18 protein-coding genes and 3 pseudogenes are annotated in these 18,208 nt (G+C 70.4%); 10 read left to right on the top strand and 11 right to left on the bottom strand.

Translation table 11 applies throughout. The features are described 5' to 3' along the window. Positions 1 to 21 precede the first annotated feature (21 nt). From AMK11_RS38430 to AMK11_RS38425, 5 genes are all read right to left on the bottom strand, one after another. Positions 22 to 435: a hypothetical protein gene (locus tag AMK11_RS38430; RefSeq protein WP_073725729.1), complete on the bottom strand. Its 414-nt coding sequence runs from the start codon at positions 433 to 435 to the stop codon at positions 22 to 24. A 204-nt stretch (positions 436 to 639) separates the two neighbouring features. Next, positions 640 to 990: a hypothetical protein gene (locus AMK11_RS10115; protein ID WP_073725346.1), complete on the bottom strand. Its 351-nt coding sequence runs from the start codon at positions 988 to 990 to the stop codon at positions 640 to 642. Positions 991 to 1,009: 19 nt separating this feature from the next. Then, entirely contained in the window at positions 1,010 to 1,468 is a 459-nt protein-coding gene (locus AMK11_RS10110; RefSeq protein WP_241846942.1) for a hypothetical protein, read from the bottom strand. Between the two features lie 662 nt (positions 1,469 to 2,130). Then, positions 2,131 to 2,547: a DUF4279 domain-containing protein gene (locus AMK11_RS10105; RefSeq protein WP_073725344.1), complete on the bottom strand. Its 417-nt coding sequence runs from the start codon at positions 2,545 to 2,547 to the stop codon at positions 2,131 to 2,133. A gap of 13 nt (positions 2,548 to 2,560) precedes the next feature. Next, complete coding sequence (locus AMK11_RS38425; protein ID WP_241846926.1) at positions 2,561 to 4,150, bottom strand: WXG100 family type VII secretion target; 1,590 nt, start codon at positions 4,148 to 4,150, stop codon at positions 2,561 to 2,563. Between the two features lie 8 nt (positions 4,151 to 4,158). On the opposite strand from AMK11_RS38425, the pseudogene AMK11_RS38420 reads away from it, so the two are divergent. Then, positions 4,159 to 4,272, top strand: a pseudogene (locus AMK11_RS38420) (ATP-binding protein); the annotation flags it as partial. Between the two features lie 19 nt (positions 4,273 to 4,291). After that, positions 4,292 to 4,567 (top strand): annotated as a pseudogene (locus AMK11_RS10090) (hypothetical protein); the annotation flags it as partial. Here AMK11_RS10090 and AMK11_RS10085 read toward each other — a convergent pair. Together AMK11_RS10085 and AMK11_RS10080 are read right to left on the bottom strand one after the other, a co-directional pair. Further along, positions 4,557 to 5,671 (bottom strand): annotated as a pseudogene (locus AMK11_RS10085) (hypothetical protein). The pseudogenes AMK11_RS10090 and AMK11_RS10085 sit on opposite strands and share 11 nt — an antisense overlap. Further along, positions 5,659 to 6,324 carry a hypothetical protein gene (locus AMK11_RS10080; protein ID WP_073725342.1) on the bottom strand — a complete coding sequence of 222 codons (666 nt, stop codon included), beginning with the start codon at positions 6,322 to 6,324 and terminating at the stop codon, positions 5,659 to 5,661. Before AMK11_RS10080 ends, AMK11_RS10085 begins: the two are co-directional and overlap by 13 nt. 283 nt (positions 6,325 to 6,607) lie before the next feature. On the opposite strand from AMK11_RS10080, the gene AMK11_RS10075 reads away from it, so the two are divergent. The 5 genes from AMK11_RS10075 to AMK11_RS10055 all read left to right on the top strand — a co-directional run bounded on the left by AMK11_RS10075 (position 6,608) and on the right by AMK11_RS10055 (position 13,081). Then, positions 6,608 to 9,631 (top strand): BTAD domain-containing putative transcriptional regulator, encoded by a 3,024-nt coding sequence (locus tag AMK11_RS10075; protein WP_073725340.1) that lies wholly within the window; start codon positions 6,608 to 6,610, stop codon positions 9,629 to 9,631. Next, complete coding sequence (locus AMK11_RS10070) at positions 9,628 to 10,410, top strand: prepilin peptidase (RefSeq protein ID WP_073725338.1); 783 nt, start codon at positions 9,628 to 9,630, stop codon at positions 10,408 to 10,410. The genes AMK11_RS10075 and AMK11_RS10070 overlap by 4 nt, the downstream gene beginning before the upstream one ends. Positions 10,411 to 10,488: 78 nt before the next feature. After that, entirely contained in the window at positions 10,489 to 11,688 is a 1,200-nt protein-coding gene (mqnC, locus tag AMK11_RS10065) for a cyclic dehypoxanthinyl futalosine synthase (protein ID WP_073725336.1), read from the top strand. Between the two features lie 7 nt (positions 11,689 to 11,695). Continuing rightward, the gene (locus AMK11_RS10060) at positions 11,696 to 12,295 is read left to right on the top strand and encodes a hypothetical protein (RefSeq protein WP_073725334.1); all 600 of its coding nucleotides are present in this window, start codon (positions 11,696 to 11,698) and stop codon (positions 12,293 to 12,295) included. A 90-nt stretch (positions 12,296 to 12,385) separates the two neighbouring features. After that, positions 12,386 to 13,081, top strand: coding sequence for a demethylmenaquinone methyltransferase (locus AMK11_RS10055; RefSeq protein ID WP_073725332.1), 696 nt, complete (start codon positions 12,386 to 12,388; stop codon positions 13,079 to 13,081). A 15-nt stretch (positions 13,082 to 13,096) separates the two neighbouring features. Here the strand turns inward: AMK11_RS10055 and AMK11_RS10050 are convergent, their stop codons facing one another. Both AMK11_RS10050 and AMK11_RS10045 read right to left on the bottom strand, forming a co-directional pair. Continuing rightward, positions 13,097 to 13,483, bottom strand: coding sequence for a PASTA domain-containing protein (locus AMK11_RS10050; RefSeq protein ID WP_383582774.1), 387 nt, complete (start codon positions 13,481 to 13,483; stop codon positions 13,097 to 13,099). 85 nt (positions 13,484 to 13,568) lie between these two features. After that, a complete protein-coding gene (locus AMK11_RS10045) occupies positions 13,569 to 14,108 on the bottom strand; it encodes a GNAT family N-acetyltransferase (protein WP_198941327.1) in 540 nt (179 codons plus the stop codon). 73 nt (positions 14,109 to 14,181) lie between these two features. Here AMK11_RS10045 and AMK11_RS10040 point away from each other — a divergent pair, with 73 nt between their 5' ends. Further along, positions 14,182 to 15,474, top strand: a complete 1,293-nt coding sequence (locus AMK11_RS10040; RefSeq protein WP_073725328.1) for a geranylgeranyl reductase family protein — start codon at positions 14,182 to 14,184, stop codon at positions 15,472 to 15,474. On the opposite strand, the gene def is transcribed toward AMK11_RS10040, so the two are convergent. Beyond that, positions 15,475 to 16,116 carry a peptide deformylase gene (def, locus tag AMK11_RS10035; protein ID WP_073725326.1) on the bottom strand — a complete coding sequence of 214 codons (642 nt, stop codon included), beginning with the start codon at positions 16,114 to 16,116 and terminating at the stop codon, positions 15,475 to 15,477. Between the two features lie 122 nt (positions 16,117 to 16,238). Further along, entirely contained in the window at positions 16,239 to 16,970 is a 732-nt protein-coding gene (locus AMK11_RS10030; RefSeq protein WP_241846941.1) for a C40 family peptidase, read from the bottom strand. Between AMK11_RS10030 and AMK11_RS38415 the strand changes: the two genes are divergently transcribed. Both AMK11_RS38415 and AMK11_RS10025 read left to right on the top strand, forming a co-directional pair. Further along, a complete protein-coding gene (locus AMK11_RS38415) occupies positions 16,918 to 17,061 on the top strand; it encodes a hypothetical protein (protein WP_241846944.1) in 144 nt (47 codons plus the stop codon). The two genes, AMK11_RS10030 and AMK11_RS38415, sit on opposite strands and share 53 nt — an antisense overlap. Positions 17,062 to 17,840: 779 nt before the next feature. Further along, positions 17,841 to 18,200, top strand: a complete 360-nt coding sequence (locus tag AMK11_RS10025) for an NADH-quinone oxidoreductase subunit A (RefSeq protein ID WP_003974383.1) — start codon at positions 17,841 to 17,843, stop codon at positions 18,198 to 18,200. The last annotated feature ends 8 nt before the right edge of the window (positions 18,201 to 18,208 follow it).

Genomic DNA, 18,208 nt, shown 5'->3' with positions numbered 1-18,208 from the left:
TCAGGGCATCGAGCTGAGCGACTATGCCTGGTCCATGGATATCCCGAGATCTCGCGTAGCGATCTCGATGAGCCGGCTCTCCGGGACCACCGGAGGCGAATAGCCCAGCTCCCGGACCCGCGCGACGAAGTCGTCGGGCAGCGCCAGGTGATACGTGGCCAAGTAATACGACAGGTCCTCCCGCCAGACCCAGGCCCCGTCCGTGTAGAGCGACCCGGCGCTGACCAGCGTCGGGCCCTCGGCGTTCAGCACGTCGCGTTCCGCCCCCATCTCCGCCCAGATCCAGGCACCTCCCCGAAGGTACGAGACGACTCGGCTCTCGTCGGCCACCGCGGAGTCCCTCACCGCGTCCGTGATGGAGCCCGCGGCCGGAAAGCCCCAACCAGGCTGGAATTCGGCGAAGAAGCCGACAGGCCGGACCGTCCGCTCGCCCATGGTCACTGGGGGCTCCTCACGTCGGTACAGGTCGTCAGCCGATGTACTGAACGGACCTCTCGCGGCGAAAGCCCCTGCCTGCGCCACTGAGAAGCCAGGTGGGCGGCCAGCGTGACGAAGCCGTTGCTGGTGCGCGTCCCGTGGAAGACCTCGTCGCGCAGGTCGAGCCGGACGTCGCCGACAGCGTGCCCGCCCCCGACGAGCCTACTTCTCGCCACCGCCCTTGCCGCTCTTCCCTCCCCGCTGGTCCTCCGTCTTCACGGCGCCCTCGACCTTCTTGGTGAGGTCGTCGTCGAGCTTCTTGAACTCCCGGACCACGGCGTCCGACATGTCGGCGAGCGCGTCGAGCTGCTGGGTGATGTCCTCGCGGCCGTCCTCCCAGTTCGACTCGAAGTCGCCGAGGGCGTCATTCACGCTGCCGTCGCCGATGTCGTCCTTGTACGACTCGAAGAGCTTCTTGGTGTGGTTCAGCCGTGTCTTCAGCGACCGCAGCTGGCGCCCGTAGCCTTCCAGCTCGCTCAGCGGCAGCGCGAGGTCGCTCTTGCCCTTGCCCATGGCCCGAAGCCCCCAACTGTCAGACGAAACGGAAGGTGCTGGTCACCGCGTCGAAGATGTCGTGGAACGCCTCGGCGAGATCCAGTACCGGGCTGGCCCCGGAGACGAGAACGACCTGGTCGGTGGTTCCCGGCACGGGAATGTACGTCTGGGTCAGCACCATGCGCAGCGTACGACTGTCACCCTGGGCCACGGGCACGTCCTCGACGCCGTAGGTCCGCGCCGCCATGCCCACCTCCGGCAGGTTCACGGTCGTGACCGTTCGCCAGGCGTCCCCTTCACGACGAGGGGTGATCGTACGCAGGCTTTCGGCGATGGCACGGGGGTCGGTGGACAGAGCGACGCCCTGCTTGTTCTTGGCACCGAGGACCGAAACGGTGACGGTCGCGGAGAGCGGGACACCGTCGAAGTTCTCGGCCATGCAGCCCAAGTAGATCGCACCGGAGTCGTGGGCGTCCTTCGCCATCTTGCGGAGCATGGCGGTCAGTTCGGCGCGGTAGGGGGCGAGGTCGGAGAACTCGCGGACGCGCTCGTCGACGAGGCCACGGATGGTCGCCTCCCGGCCTTCCGGACGGATGTCGAACTCCCACCACGAGTCGGGGACCGCCAGCGACACACCGACGGGCGCCGGCGCCGCTGTGGGGTTCGTTTCCTCGTCGGGGTCCGGCTCGGGAGTACGGTGAGAACCGTCTGCCTCGGGCAGCCAGTCCCACGCCTCCTCGGAGCGTTCGGACGGGGCCGCGCCGGTGGTGAAGGACAGCGGCAGGGCCAGCGCCGCCACGCGCTGCAGACTGCGCGGTGAGACAGGGACGCGGGCGCGTCCGTCCACGTGACCGTTCAGGTCGATCTGCACCGTCAGCCCGGACTCCCTGAGCGACTGGATGCTCCGCAGCTTGCCGGAGACGAGGTCGGTCAACTCGTCCAGCGCACTGTCGAGACCCTGATCGGGTCGGGCGGTGACCTGGAGCGCCCAGATTCCCTCGCCGGGACGGAAGCGGGAAGCCGCCGTTGGCTCACGGGTGAGTGACGCAGTGATACCGAGCGCTCGGGTGACGTCCTGCGGGGCCAGGTCCTTACCGGAGATGAGCAGGGCCGCTGTCGGGCTGTCCCACGAGGGGGCCGAGATCGTCATCATTCTCGCTATCGGTCACTTGTGCTCGGAGAAACGGTGAGCGGCACGTTCAGAGCGGCCATTCGGGAGACCACATCAGGAGTCAGCACAAAGCTGCTGCCGTTTCCTACGAAACCCGTGACACTGATCGTGATCTCATATCCCTGTACGGCCAGGTGATTGATTCCTGAGGAGTACGGTTCGATTTGGGCGAGCAGTTCCAGGAATTGCTCGTTCACCCCTCCCGGGTACCTTTTGTGCACGGCCAGCGACCAGACGCCTTCCTGGGGCTGACCGGCCTGTCGGCTGTCCGCGTCCGGTACGGACAACGAGGTCGGGGACGTCCGGATCACCTCTGCGAGGAGGGAAGGGTCGAGGTCGGCCTTGCGGACGACCAACTGCACGCCTGTTTCCGCCCAGGCGCCTTCCTCGTGGTCCCACTGCATTCGCCCGTCTCCTTCAGAAGATCTCACGGCACGCCGCCCAGTGTACGTTCCCCATACCGGGCTGGAGCAGCTCGTCCAGCCTGGTCCGTTCAGCAACGGTGGCCGAGTTCTCGAATACGCTGAAGGAGCCGCCTCCGCTGCCTGCCGGGGCGGCCAGCGTGTAATTGGGAATGACGTCTCCGGACCGAGCCACTTGCAGTGCCTCTCCCGGATAAACTCCGGCCTCGACGGTGAGACCGTCCAGTCCGCCGAGCCGGTCGCCGTGTTCGACGTAGAACGACATGGACGTACCCTCCGGTACCTGAATGGTGCCCGCGCCTTCTTCCAGGAAGCCGTGGCCGGCCAGTACCGTCTCATCGGTTCTTCCGCCCTGGAAGACCCGAGTCGCGTAGTAGTGGCCCTGGTCGGACGTGTAGACCTTCTTCGAGAGCTGCGGGCTCAGCTGGACCAGGGCTTGCTTGATCTGGTCGATCGAGGGGAGAGGGCCCCCGGAACCTCTCGATGTCGCCTTGCTCAGCCATGATCCGTCGAGACCTCGAAATATGTTCCGAGTCCCCGCTCCGAAGCCGCGCAGCCCGCCGGCGAGGTTCTTCAGGCCGCCGCCGATGCCGCCCATGAACCCGGTGCCGAGCGCCTTCAGCCCGCCCGCCTTCCACAGCTTTCCGAGCTTCGCCAGGCTCGTGATGCCCTTGGTCGCGGGTATGCAGTCCAGTGCCGCCCATAGGAGATCTCCCCAGCCGGCCTCGCCTTTGATGACTTTTCTTATCGTGTCGGCCATCACCACGAGAGCCGCCGCGAACACCAGCCACCCCAGAGGACCACCGACGATCATCACGATGATCCCGAGGATGGCCACGACCCACTTGCAGACGGTGACGATCTCGTCCCAGTGGTCGGAGACCCAGTCGCCGATCTCCTCCCACCAGTGCCGGTTCGGGATACCGGCGTCCGACGCCTCCTGGAGCTTGGTCACCGTGCGGCGCGCGGCGTCCTCGCGCAGGCCCTTGGCCTGGGCGGCGAGCTTCTTGGCTGCGTCCAGGGCGTCCTTCGCGCTCTCGACGTTCCGCTCGGCCGCGGCCTGGCGGGCCTTCGCGTGCTGGGCGTCGCGGGTGGCGCGGCGTACGTCGGCCTCGTCGGGCTTGGGGACGTCCTTGCCGCCGTTCTTGGCGGGGTCGTAGGAGTCCACCTTCTCGGTCGCGGTGCGGACCCAGTCGTCGGCTCCCGACAGTGCCGTCTGTGCGGTGCTGAGTTCGGCGCGGGCCTTGCGGCCGTCCCGCAGCGCCTTGTCCGCCTTCTCCTGGGCGTCCTGGAGGTCTGGCCAGAAGGTCGCCAGCGCGTCACCCGCGAGGTCGTACGACTTCCTCAGCTTCCGGAGCTTCTTCGGGGCGTCCTCGAACTCCTCGGCGAACACGTCCGCCGTCTTGCCCGCCCACGAGAGGATCTCGTCCTCCTTGGCTATTCCCTTGAGGTCGCGGAGGGCTTCCGCGACGTCGTCGGCGAAGTCGTGCAAGGTGCCGGCGAGTTTGCGTATGCGTTGCGGATCGCCCGGGGTCGGGTCTTTCTCCAGGTCGAGTACGTGCCAGTCCGTCGGCCTGTGCGACACCGTGTTCTCAGGGGCGGGGGCTCGCGCTGGTGCGGGCGTGCGCCGACGTGTGGGGGTGGCAGCCGCTGGTCAGGGGCGGGAACCGGGGGAAGTACGTGTGGTGTGACCTTGTCGCGGCGTAGCGCGTTGATCGCCGTGAGGAGGGAGATCTGGAGGGGCCTGATGTCGGAGATCCGCTACTTCTTCAGCAATCCGGTGGCCGAGAAGGTGCGTGAGGAAGGCCGGGTGGAGGGGCGTGAGGCGGGGCGTGTAGCGGATCGGGCCGAGATGACCTTGCGCATCCTGGAGTGGCGGGACATCCCGGTGCCCGATGCCGTGCGGGAGCGGGTGCTTGCCTGCTCGGATCTGGACCAGCTCGAAGTCTGGGCCCAGCGTGCGGTGACCGCGGAGCGGGCCGAGGAACTGTTCAGCGGTTGATGGACTGGATCTCCTGGACCTCCATGTCCTGCGTCGTCTCGAAGGTGCCGTCCGGGAGGTCGCCCGCGGTTCCGCCGGACCCTTCCCAGGAGATCTCCCAGGTGACCGACGCCTTCAGCTGGTACGGCTCGCCGTTCGAGGCACGGAGGTAGCGGATGCCACAGGGCGGGGTCTCGTCGGCCTTGCCCTTCGCGTACGGCGTGCCGATGGAGCCGTCGGCGTTGATCTCGCAGTCGCCGGAGGCGGGAAGGTCTCCGCGTCGTCCGTGCCGGGTTCCAGGTGGAGGGCGACCGGTTTGGCGGTGGTCTCCGCCCACAGGCCCGTGTTCGGGAGCTCGGCGCGGACCTTGACCTCCTTGAAGGTGCCCTTGTCGAGCCAGACCCAGGTGGGGAGGTTCACGGTGGACTTGGCGGCGGGCTTCAGCTCGACCTCGGTTTTCGGTACGTCGATCTGGTCGTACGCGTAGGCGGCGAGCGTTTCGGGCGTCGGAGCGTGCTCGTCGTCCGGGATCGTTCCTGCGTCCTGCCAGAACATGATGCGGCCACAGTCCCAGGCCTTGGGATCGTGCTCGTGGCCCTTGCGGACCACGCTGCGCCAGAACATGCCGTCCTTGCCGGTGTTGTAGTCCTTGTAGCCCTCTGCAGTGGTGTTCTTGGACGAGTTGACGTCGAAGTTGTCCTGCGGCTCGCCCTCCTCGTAGTGGTCCACGAAGATTCCCGAGGTCCACCACTCGTGGGCGTTGACGGCGCCCAGGCCGCCCTCCTTCTTTAGGTTCGCGACCGCGGACTTGAGTTCCTCTGGGTTGAACACCGGCTCGTACCAGCAAGCGGGCGGCTCCCAGTTGGGGTCGACCGAGGTCAGGTCCTCCATCGATCCGCTCTCGGTCCGGCCGTCGGGGTGCGTGACCCGGATCCTCGACTGGGAGACCGAGGCGAGCAGGGTGCTGCCGTCGCTGTTGCCCTGCGATTGGTCGCTGTCGCCCGACGGTTGGGTGCTGCCGCCCACGGGTTTGTCGGCGTGGGCCACGCCGGCTGTCCACAGCACGGCGCTCGCGGACAGTGCGAAGACCAACTTCAAGCGTCGGGGGGCGATCAGCCTCGGCATTCCTCGGCCTTCCCCTCGACGGTGATCTGCTGAGCCCGCCAGACAGGGGAGTCCTCCTGGGGCGCCATGAGGATGCTGAACCTCTGATAACTGGCCAGGCTCTCCTCGGTGCGGTGCACCTCCCCGGTCTTCACTTCCTTGCCGTACGCCTTGGACTGGTCCTCGCAGAACGTGACGAGGATCGTCCTCGCCTTCTCGCCGTCGCCGACCGGGTTGGTCTCCGCCTGGTAGTAGCGGTCCTCACCCGTGAGGGTCCAGCCGCCGGCCACGTACTCCTCGATCTGGGACTCGGCGTACCGAGCGGCTCCCGCCGCCGAGTAGAAGCCGTACGCCGGGTCCTTCGCGTCCTGCTCGGTGATGCCGTGATTGAGCGCTCTGATGTAGTTGGCGGCGTCCTCAAGTGCCGCCGCCTGGTCCGCGTCCGACGGCTTCTCGAAGTCGAAGACCAGCTTCAGGTCGTCGGGCAGGCTCACATCCGGCCGCTTCACGTCGGACGCGCCCGAAGCCGAAGCAGACGGCGAGGAGCTGCCCGCCCCCGTGTCCGCCCCCTTGATGTCCTCCGACGACGAGTCGCCCCCGCCGCACGCGGTCAGGAGCAGTGCCGCCGTCGCGGTGAAGGTGGCGGCGGTGATCGAGAAGGCGCTGCGGGCCACGGTTGTTCCCCCCGGGTTACGGCGTTGCGACAGGGAACGAAGCTATCAGGGGGCGGTGCAGGGGCCCTGGGCGGTTTTTGTGGATTGTGTGGGGGCGGTGAAGGGGTTGACGGCGTTACGGGGTAAAGGGGATTAAGCGGGCGGGTGTTGCGCGGGTGCTTGTACGCGGGCCTTCGACGGTGCCGACGGGAGTCCATAAGATCTCTGTAGGCTCAGCACATCCCTCATACCGGACGCTCCCGCCGCTTCCGCCTCACACGGCCCACGACCCAGGACACCGCCCATGCCGCGACGCCGCACCTCAAGCTCCGCAAGCTCGACGGCTCCCTCGGCGGCACCGAGGAACCGTACGCCGCAGCCGGTGCGGGTGCGGCGGCGGTCGTTCGGGGACTTCGTCAAGGCGTTCCTCGCGTTCGTCGTGCTGCTCGTGCTGGTCGTCGGGGTGCCCCTCGCGCTGGCCACGCAGATCGGGTGGCCGCTGCCGGACGGGGTGCCCAGCCTCGACTGGCTGCAGCGTGAGATCACCGTCCATACCTTCCTGAACATCCTGACCGTCGTCGTCTGGTTCGCCTGGGCGCAGTTCACCGCCTGCGTGCTCGTCGAGGTCAAGGCCGCGCTGTCCGGCGTCGGGGTGCCGGGGCGGGTGCCCGGGTCCGGGCCCAGTCAGCTGCTCGCCCGGCAGCTCGTCGCCGCGCTGCTGCTGGTCGGCGCCACCGCGGCCAGCCTCACGCCCGGGCTGTCGCAGCTCGGGCAGAGCATCGAGGGGAACCAGAAGCCCTCCGTGGCGGCGGCCCAGCAGACGCCGGGGATCTTCGCCCAGCAGCAGGAGCAGGCCGCCGGCACCGCGAGCGCCCTCGCCGAGCAGGCCGGTCAGGCCGCGGCCAGCGCCGACGGTGCCTCCGCCGCGCACGGCGACACGAAGTACTACCGGATCCAGCCGCCCGAGGGACGTCACCACGACTCCCTCTGGGAGATCGCAGACCGGCACCTCGGTGACGGACGCCGGTACAAGGAGATCTTCGAGCTCAACAAGGACCGCGTGCAGCCGGACGGGTCCAAACTGTCCGAGGCCAGCCTCATCCGGCCCGGGTGGATCATGGAGATGCCCGGCGACGCCCGCGGCGGCGAGCTCGTCGAGATGCCCGACGAGGCGCCGAACGTCTCCGAGCAGGTGCAGCAGCAAATCAGCGACTACGCCCAGACCGGCGACCACGCGCAGGGCGGCGGCGGAGTCGGTTCCGGAGCCCAGGGCGCCGGTGGATCCGGCGCTCAAGGCGGCGACAACGCCCAGGTCTCCCTCCCCGAGCAGCGGCCCGCACCCGCCACTCCCGCGACGCCCGCCCCCAGCGCCGGGCAGGAGCACGCCGCCACCCCGGCAGCGGCGGACCACTCCTTCGGCCTCCCCGAAGCCCTCCTCGCCGCCCCCCTCCTCGCCGCCGGTCTCCTCGGCGCTCTCGGCCGCCGGCGCCGGCAGGCGCTGTGGCAGTCGGCGCTCGGCAGTGTCGCCGGGCGACGCGGCATGGAGCCGCCCACGCCCACCGGCGACGCCCAGGACGTGCAGGACGCGCTGCTCGTCGGCGCGGACCCCGAGGGCGTACGCCTGCTGGACATGGCACTGCGCGGGCTCGCCGCCGCACTCGCCGCCGAGTCGCGCCCGCTGCCCGTCGTGTACGCGGCGTGGATGGGCGGCAACGGCGACCTGCACCTGCAACTCGCCCAGCCCGCCGGGAAGCCGCCGACGCCCTGGCAGCTCGGGCAGGACCAGACCTTCTGGATGCTGGCCCGCGCCGACGCCGAGGGGTACGAGGACGCCGACACCGCCGCGCCCTACCCCGGGCTCGTCAGTCTCGGCACCATGGACGACTCCCGGCTGCTGCTGAACCTGGAGTCGGTGCCCGGCATCGTCTCGCTCGGCGGCAGCGAGGCCGACCGGACCGCCGTGTTCGCGTCGGTCGCGGCCGAACTGGCCACCAACGGCTGGTCCGACCGCATGACCATCACGCTCGTCGGCTTCGGGGACGACCTCACGCCGCTCGCGCCCAACCGCATCCGGCACCTCGACGGGTTCGAGGACCTCTTCGAGACCATGTCCGCCGAGACCCGGCAACGGCGCGGCGCGCTCGGTGCCGCCGGGCACGACTCCGTCCTCACCGGCCGTACCGGGCCCGCCCGGCACACGCGTTGGGCCCCGCACCTCGTCCTGCTCGCCGCCCAGCCCTCCGAGGAGGACGCCCTCCGGCTCGCCGAACTCGCCGCCGACGCCAGTCGCCTCGGCATCGGCTACCTCGTCGGCACCGAGGGCACCGACCTCCCGGGCGCCGCCTGGGAGATGCAGATCACCGGCGAGGGCAAGCTGCTCGCGCCGCTCCTCGGGCTGGAGCTGGAAGCGCAGATGCTGCCGGCCGCCCAGCAGCGGGCCGTCGTCGAGCTGTTCACCGACGCCGACCCCGAGCACGGGCCTGGCGGGTCCGGCGGGTCCGGAGGGAACGGTGGCCGGGCCAACCGCCCGCCCTTCCTCGTCGACATCAGCGAGCAGGGGCGGCCCGCGGTGTACGCCCGCCTCGTCGGGTCGTACGAGATCATCGGCCTGGACGCGCCCGACGGCGACCGCAGCGCCCTGCTGCACGAGGCGCTGGCGATGCTCCTGCTGCACCGCGAGGGCGTCCACCCGCGCGTGCTGTCCTCCGCGCTGTGGCCGCGCGGCGTGACGGCGGACGTGCGCGACGCGCTGCTGGAGCGGCTGCGGGCCTGGCTCGGCACCGACGCCGACGGCACCCCGCGGCTCGGCACCGACGCCACCGGACGGCTCACCCTCGCCAAGTCCGTCGTGTCCGACCTCGACGTCCTGCGCTCCCTCTACTACGAGGCCACGCAGGGCCGCGGCGTCGGCAGCCGCCAGGTGCGCGGACGGCTGCTCACCGACGCGCTGGTGCTGGTGCGCGGGCCGCTGCTCGCCGACCGGCCCGAGGGCCGCTACCGCTGGCTCACCCACGAGATCGTCGACGCCCAGCTCCCGCTGCTCGTCGCCGACACCGGACTGGCGCTCTCCGAGTTCCACCTGGAGAAGAACCGCGCGGAGAAGGCCATCGAGGCACTGAACGCGGCCCTGCGCACCGCCCCCGCAGACGAGCGCCTGTGGCACGAACTGCTGCGCGCCACGCACGCCACCGACGACACCGACCGGCTGCACGCCCTGGCCGCCGACCTCGTCGACCGCAGCGGCGCCCGCGGGCTGCCGCCGCGCACCGAGGCGCTGCTGGACGAACTGCTGCCGACCTGGCGCGACGGCGTCGCGGCGGCGGGATGAGCCTCGACCTCCTGATCGTCCTCGTCGCCGCGCTCTGGGGCCTGGTGACGGGGGCGCTGCTGCCGCGGGCCGCCTACCGCTTCTCCGCCCCCTCGGGTGAGGCGTGGCGCGAACGGTGCCCGCGGGAGCACCCCGTGCCGGGCTGGCTCGGACGGGCCCGGTGCGGGCAGTGCGCGACCGGCGGCACCGGCGGCACCGACAACTCCGGCAGCGCCGGCGGCACCGGCAATGCGTCCTACGGCCCCGGCACCGCCGCCCTCGCCACCGTCACCGCCCTCGTCTGCGCCGCCCTCGCCGCCGCCACCGGCACCCGCCCGGAGGTGGCGGTCTGGCTGCTGCTCGCCCCGGTCGGCGTACTGCTGGCCGCCGTCGACCTGCGGGTACGGCGTCTGCCCGACCCCCTCACCCTGCCGCTCGCCGGCGCCGCACTCGTCCTCCTCGGGCTCACCGCGCTCGTGCCCGAGCACGCGGGGGAGTGGACCACCGCCCTGCTGGGCGCCCTCGCCCTCGGCGGCGGCTACGGCGTGCTCTTCCTCATCAACCCGGCCGGGATGGGCTTCGGCGACGTCAAGCTCGCCCTCGGCGCCGGGGCCGTGCTCGGCTGGTACGGCTGGCCGACCCTGATGCTCGGCACCTTCGCCGGGTTCCTGCTCGGCGCGCTGTACGGCGGTGCCCTGGTCGTCGCCCGGCGGGCGGGGCGCAAGACGGCGATCCCGTTCGGGCCGTTCCTGATCGCGGGCGCCTTCCTGGGTGTCCTGGCCGGGGCCTACGCGGCCTGAACACCGACCCGTAAAAGGCCTGGCGTACGCTGGTCAGGTCCGTCCACAACCCTTACGAACCTTGCGAAAGGGACGCCGGTGACCGAGAAGGCCGACCTTCAGCCCATCCTCGACCGCGCCGCCGCCGGTGGGCGGATCACCCCCGAAGAGGCGCTCGACCTCTACCGGGACGCCCCGCTGCACGCGCTGGGCGCCGCCGCCGACGCCGTACGCAGGCGCAAGTACGCCGGCAGCGAGCACATCGCGACGTACATCATCGAGCGCAACATCAACTACACGAACGTGTGCGTCACGGCGTGCAAGTTCTGCGCCTTCTACGCGGCTCCGAAGGACACCAAGAAGGGCTGGACCCGCGACCTCGACGACATCCTGCGCCGCTGCGCGGAGACGGTCGAGCTGGGCGGCACGCAGATCATGTTCCAGGGCGGCCACCACCCGGACTACGGCGTCGAGTACTACGAGAAGCACTTCGCCGCCATCAAGAAGGAGTTCCCCGAGCTCGTCATCCACAGCCTGGGGGCGAGCGAGGTCGAGCACATGGCGCGGATCTCGAAGGTGTCGGTCGAGGAGGCGATCCAGCGCATCCACGCGGCCGGACTCGACTCCTTCGCCGGGGCCGGGGCGGAGCTGCTGCCCGAGCGGCCGCGCAAGGCGATCGCGCCGCTCAAGGAGTCCGGCGAGCGCTGGCTGGAGATCATGGAGGTCGCGCACCGGCTGGGCGTCGAGTCGACGTCCACGATGCTCATGGGCACCGGCGAGACCAACGCCGAGCGCATCGAGCACCTGCGGATGATCCGGGACGTGCAGGACCGCACCGGCGGCTTCCGCGCCTTCATCCCGTACACCTACCAGCCCGAGAACAACCACCTGAAGGGCCGCACGCAGGCCACGCTCTTCGAGTACCTGCGGATGATCGCCATCGCCCGGGTCTTCCTCGACAACGTCGCCCACATCCAGGGCTCCTGGCTGACCACCGGCAAGGAGGTCGGCCAGCTCTCCCTGCACTACGGCGCCGACGACCTCGGCTCGATCATGCTGGAGGAGAACGTCGTCTCCTCCGCGGGCGCCAAGCACCGGTCCAACCGGCTGGAGATCATCGACCTGATCCGCAAGGCGGGGCGCGTCCCGGCGCAGCGGTCGACCACGTACGAGCACCTCGTCGTGCACGACGACCCGGCGGACGACCCCGTCGACGAGCGCGTCGTCTCCCACATCTCCTCCACGGCCATCGCGGGCGGCACGGCCCACCCCGAGCTGAAGCTGCTCGCCCCCAACTGAGGCCGCCGTGCTCACGATCCACGTGTCCGAGGCCTCGCCCGAGGCGGCCGTCGTGGTCGACGGCGCGCAGCTCGCCGCCGTCGGCCCGTACGAGGCACTGGCCGCCGACCACCCGCGGGCGCGGGTGCGCCGGTGGCCCGGCATCCTGACGCCCGGGCTGCTCAACCCGTACGGCCCGGAACTGCTGGAGCAGGCGTACCACCCCGACCCGCGCGAAGCGGACCGGCTGGGCACCGAGCCGATCTTCGGGGAGCGCGCGCTCGCACTCCTCGGTGCGAACGCGTCCGCGCGGGGCGCCAGCGCGCGCCGCGGGGTGCAGCGCATGCTGGCGCACGGCACGGTCGCCGTCGCCGGTGAGCTGCGCGGCCGCGCGGCCCTGGACGCGGTGCGCGGAGCGGGTCTCGCCCTGGCGGGGCGGCCGGCTGGTCTGCCCGGGCCCGCGTCCCTCTCGCCGGTTCCGCTCGTGCTGCTTCCTGGGCTCGCGCCCGGGAAACCCGCCCGGTTCGCGGTGTTCGACGTACCCGACCGGACCGCGCTCGTGCGGGAGGGCGCGTCCACGTGCGTGGCCACCGTCGTGGGCGGGCGCCTGGTGTACCGGGGGCGCTGAGCCGGGCGTCTCAGGGGCCTCGGTCCCGGGACCGAGGGCCGCCGTGAGCCCGTCCGCGCCGGGTGGGACACGTGCTGCAACAATGGGCCCGTGACCCGCGCTTCCCTGAACAAGCAGCCGCACGAAGTCGCCTCGATGTTCGACCACGTCGCGGAACGGTACGACCTGACGAACGCCGTGCTCTCGCTCGGCCAGGACCGGGCGTGGCGCAAGGCGGTCGCCCGGGCCGTCGACGCCCGCCCCGCGCAGAAGGTCCTGGACCTCGCGGCGGGCACGGCGACCTCATCCCTGCCCTTCGCCCGCACCGGCGCCTATGTCGTCCCCTGCGACTTCTCCCTCGGCATGCTCCAGGTCGGCAAGGAACGGCACTCCTGGCTGCCGTTCACCGCGGGCGACGCGACCCGGCTGCCGTTCCGGGACGACACCTTCGACGCCGTCACCATCTCCTTCGGGCTGCGCAACGTCCAGGACACCGACGCGGCGCTGCGCGAGATGTACCGGGTGACGCGGCCCGGCGGCCGGGTCGTCATCTGCGAGTTCTCGCACCCCACCTGGACGCCCTTCCGCACCGTCTACACCGAGTACCTGATGCGCGCCCTGCCGCCGGTGGCCCGCGCGGTGTCGTCCAACCCCGACGCGTACGTCTACCTCGCCGAGTCCATCCGCGCCTGGCCCGACCAGCCGGCGCTCGCCGAGCGGCTGGGCAAGGCTGGCTGGTCGAAGGTGGCGTGGCGGAACCTGACGGGCGGCGTGGTGGCGCTGCACCGGGGGTTCAAGGCGGGCTGAGGACCGCGCAACGGTTCAAGGCGGGCTGAGGACCGCGCAGCACGGTGGTCCGCCCGCGTCCGGTCCGGCCGCGTCCGGCCTGCTGTGACCCGGCTCGGTCAGCTCCCTCCGCAGCCCGCCCCACGGCGGCCCCGGCACGCGCGGCTCGCGGATGCCTCCGCCGCCCTCGCCCTCCCCGAAGTCGAACCACACGTACACCTGCGAGTCCCGCGGCACCTGCGCGCCGGGCAGCGGGTACTGGCGTACGACGTGGTCGACGACGGCGAGGTGCAGGTCGGGCCGGTCCGGCGCGTGCAGGGACAGGCCCCGAGCGTGGGCCTCCTCCCGCGCGTCCACGGCCATCAGGCCGACCAGGCGCGGTACGCGTACGTCCTTCTTGGGTGCCAGGCGCACGGACGTCACCCCCCAGCGGTACCCGGCAGCGTAGCGCCGCCGCGTACCGCCCGGAAGCGGCAAGTGGCTTACTGTGACAGTTGGTTGCAGTGAGTCACCGACTGTGCAGTGGGAGCCGGTAGCAGTGCCCTTGCCGTCGCGAGGCCGGGGTGGTGAAGACCTCGGCGAGGCGCATGCCCAGCCGCTCCGTCACTGCGATGGACCGGGCGTTGCGGGCGTCGACCATCGCGACCACCTCCGCGACGCCCGCGGCGCGCACACGCTCCAGTGTCTGCCGGGCCGCCGCCGTGACGTACCCCTTCCCCCAGTGGGCCCGTCCCAGGCGCCAGCCGATCTCGATCTCGCCCTTGGGGCCCCAGTCCTGCGGCCACGGCTGGGCGCCGGTGAAGCCGATGACCGTGCCCGCCTCGTCCACCATGGTCCACAGGCAGAAGCCGTGCTCCGCGTCGTGCCGGCGCTGGCGGGCGGTGAGCTCCTCGTAGACGGACAGCTCCGCGGCCCTCCCGCCGTGGAACTCCATGACGTCCGGATCGTCGAATATCCGGTGCCAGGCGACCGCGTCCTCGTCGGTGGGAACGCGCAACCGTACAACGGGCAGAGCTCGGTTCACTGGGCAGCCCTTCAGCCGGGACATGGGTGTCGCTGAATAGACTGCCCATGACCAGTGCCGGTCGGCACGCAGATTTCGAACTTGGGGAGATCCCGCCGTGACCGTCGAGACTGAGCCACTCTCCGAGAACACCGCCGACGTGATCGTCGTGGGCGCGGGGCCGGCCGGCTCCACGACCGCGTACCACCTGGCCAAGGCGGGGCTCGACGTCCTGCTGCTGGAGAAGACCGCCTTCCCCAGGGAGAAGGTCTGCGGCGACGGCCTGACACCCCGCGCGGTCAAGCAGCTCGTGGCCATGGGCATCGACATCTCCGAAGAGGCCGGCTGGCTGCGCAACAAGGGGCTGCGCATCATCGGCGGCGGCTCCCGCCTCCAGCTGGACTGGCCGGATCTGGCCTCCTTCCCCGACTACGGACTCGTCCGCAAGCGCGACGACTTCGACGAGCAGCTCGCCCGGCAGGCCCAGAAGGCCGGCGCCCGCCTGTACGAGCGCTGCAACGTCGGCGCCCCCGTGATCGACGACCGCACCGGCCGCATCACTGGCGTGCACGCCAAGCTGGGCGAGGACAAGCGCGAGGTCACCTTCCGCGCGCCGCTGGTCGTCGCCGCCGACGGCAACTCCACAAGGCTGTCCCTGGCGATGGGCCTGCACCGCCGCGAGGACCGTCCGATGGGCGTCGCGGTCCGCACGTACTTCACCTCGCCCCGCCACGACGACGACTACCTGGAGTCCTGGCTGGAACTGTGGGACCGCCGCGGCGCCCAGGACCGGCTGCTGCCGGGCTACGGCTGGGTCTTCGGCATGGGCGACGGCACCTCGAACGTCGGGCTCGGGGTGCTGAACACCTCGGACTCCTTCAAGGAGCTGGACTGGCGCGAGGTGCTGAAGGCCTGGTGCGCCTCCATGCCGGAGGACTGGGGCTACACCCCCGACAACATGACCGGCCCGATCCGCGGCGCCGCCCTGCCCATGGCCTTCAACCGCCAGCCGCACTACACCAAGGGCCTGCTGCTCGTCGGCGACGCCGGCGGCCTGGTGAACCCCTTCAACGGCGAGGGCATCGCCTACGCCATGGAGTCCGGCCAGATCGCCGCCGACGTCATCACCCAGGCCCACGCGCGGGCCACGCCGGCCCAGCGGGAGATCGCCCTCCAGCGCTACCCGCGCGTCCTGAAGGACACCTACGGCGGCTACTACACGCTGGGCCGCGCCTTCGTGAAGCTCATCGGCAACCCGAAGGTCATGCAGATCGCGGCCCAGCGCGGCCTCACCCACCCGCTGCTGATGAAGTTCACCCTGAAGATGCTCGCCAACCTGACGGACCCGACGGGCGGCGACGCGATGGACCGCATCATCAACGGACTGAGCAAGGTCGCGCCGAAGGCCTGATCAGCTCCCGGCCTCGGCCTTTTCCAGCGTCCTGGCGTTGGCCGCCCGACGCGCGAACACCTCGTCGCGCCGGTCGGCCGACTGCCGCAGCGCCCGCTTGCGGTCCCGCGCGGAGAGCCGGTCCAGGTACACCTGACCGTTCACGTGGTCGGTCTCGTGGGCGAGGCAGCGCGCGAAGTAGCCGTTGCCCTCGACGACGAGCGGCTCGCCGTCCTTGTCGAGGCCCCGCACGACGGCCCGGTCGGGGCGTGGCACGGCCATCACGGCGCCCGGCACCGACAGGCACCCCTCGCCCTCGTCCAGCAGACGGCGCCCGGCCGGGTCGAGGGGATCCAGCACCGGGTTCACAATGTGCCCGACATGCCGGACACCTTCGTCGTCGGGGCAGTCGTACACGAACAGGCGCAGGTCGACCCCCACCTGATTCGCCGCCAGCCCGCAGCCGTCGGCCACGTACATCGTGCGGAACATGTCGTCGATGAGCGCGGCGAGGTCGGGTCCGAACTCGGTGACGTCGCGGCAGGGCTTGTGCAGCACCTCTTCGCCGACCTCGGTGACCCGTCGCACCGACCCGCACCGGGCCTCGGGTGCGAGCGGGGGATAGGCGGTGGCGGGCCGCCCCTGTACGAAGACGCTGGGCATGGTCTCTCCTTCGGCTCGTGGACGGGCCGGTGGAGGTCCGGCCCGTACCGAGCATGCCAGGAGCGACCGCGGGGCCGCAGCCCTCGAGCGGCTGCGGCCCCGTGCCCGGACGTGTCCGGGAGTTACAGCACCCGCACCGCGCCGCTCGGCGGGTCGTACGACAGCGGCTTCAGGGCCACGCCGGTGGACGGGTTCTGCGCGCCGACGAACATGCCGTCGCCGACGTAGACGCCCACGTGGTACGCGCTGCCCGCGCCACCCCAGTACAGGATGTCGCCCGGCTGGAGGTTGCCCAGCCCGACCTGTGTGCCGGCGGTCGACTGGGCCTGGGAGACGCGCGGCAGGTCGACGCCGACCTGCTTGAAGGCGGCCTGCACCAGACCGGAGCAGTCCCACGAGTTGGGGCCGGTGCCGCCGGAGACGTAGGCGTCGCCGACCTGGGCCTGGACGAAGGAGATGACCGCGGCGGCCGAACCGGTGGCCGACGAGGAGCTGCTGCCGATGCTGCTGCCCGAGCTGTCGGAGGACGACCCGGTGTCCGCGGAGGCGCTCAGGGTGGCGCGCTCGGCGGTGCGCGAGGCGCGCTCGGCGGCCGCCTTGCGTGCGGCCTCCTCGGCCTTCTTCTTCTCCTCCTCGGCCTTCTTCTTGGCCTCGGCGAGGTCTGCCTTGGCCTGCTTGGCGGCCTTGGCGGTGGCCGCGTCACGCTCGGCCTGCAGCTCGTAGCTCGCGGCCGCCTGCTGCGTGACGTCCGCGGACTGGGCGACCTGAGCGGCCAGGTCGGCCGTCAGGGTGGGCAGTTCCATGGTCTGCGTCACCGGCTCGGCCGCGCTGGCCGAACTCGACGCACCGGCCACTGCCAGGGTGCTGAGGACGCCACCGGCAACTCCGGCCCGCATCGCGATGGTCGACGCGCTGCGGCGGGGCTTCCGGTGGCTGCGTATGTGAGCGGTGTGGGACATAGGGACAACCGGTATCAGGAGCTCCTCCATACCTTCAAGAAACGTGTGCTGCGCCACAGTTGTTCAATCGGGCCCCGAATCCCGGGCGTGTCGCTCCTTATTGACGCCCTAATGGACATTGCGGGCGGCCCGTAACCACCCTGTGATCACGGACTTTGATCGTTACGTCCGAATTGCCCCGCGCTTACCACTTGTTGAGGCAGTTGGCCAAGCCCGGTTCTCAGACGCCTCTCATGAATGTGTCGCAGGTCACGGAACGGTTACCCCGTCGGCCGCGTCCGCCACGCGTGGCCGGCTCCCGTAGTCGCCGCCGAGCGCTCGTGAACGCGTGCACGTGTCCACATCGCACCCCGCCCCTCCCTCTGATGTGTGAACGCGCCCTCTATCAAGTGATCGTGTCCAGCGCCAGTTTGCATGCAAGGGAACCATCTTGATATTGAGACGTCCGCTGCGCGCCCCCTCTGGCCAGCGGCGACGATCGAAATTGTCACCTCTGGTGATCACCTGAACGCTTCTTGTGTGAAGATCACCGCTCATCCGACTTCATGATCCTTCGTCAGGTGGTGGAGATCACAAAGCTTGTGCAATACCCCGTGTCGCAGATCACAGAGGGTCGGGCATAAGATGCGAGGCAGTTGGGCTTGTGACCTGCTTCACATGTTCGCGATCTTCGCCGGGACGAGCGGGGCTCGTGGGGCTGTTGGGGCGGCTGTGAGTCCGATGCAACCGCCAGCAGTCAGTGCCGACTGAGAGGAGCGAGGAGCGGTGAACGCGTATGCGCCCATCCTCGTACTGGGAGCCCTCGGGGCAGGCTTTGCGATCTTCTCCGTGGTGATGGCCACGCTGATCGGTCCGAAGCGGTACAACCGGGCGAAGCTCGAGGCCTACGAGTGCGGAATCGAGCCGACCCCCACGCCGGCCGGCGGCGGGCGCTTCCCCATCAAGTACTACCTGACGGCGATGCTCTTCATCATCTTCGATATCGAGATCGTCTTCCTCTACCCCTGGGCCGTCACCTTCGACGCTCTGGGGATTTTCGGGCTCGTGGAGATGCTGCTCTTCGTGCTCACCGTCTTCGTCGCGTACGCGTACGTATGGCGGCGCGGCGGCCTGGAATGGGACTGAGGGGCCTT

Source organism: Streptomyces sp. CB02414 (genome assembly GCF_001905385.1).
In the GTDB taxonomy this organism is placed as follows: Bacteria; Actinomycetota; Actinomycetes; order Streptomycetales; family Streptomycetaceae; genus Streptomyces.
The sequence above is the reverse complement of the archived record's forward strand: the minus strand, read 5'-3'. Positions and strand labels throughout refer to the sequence as shown.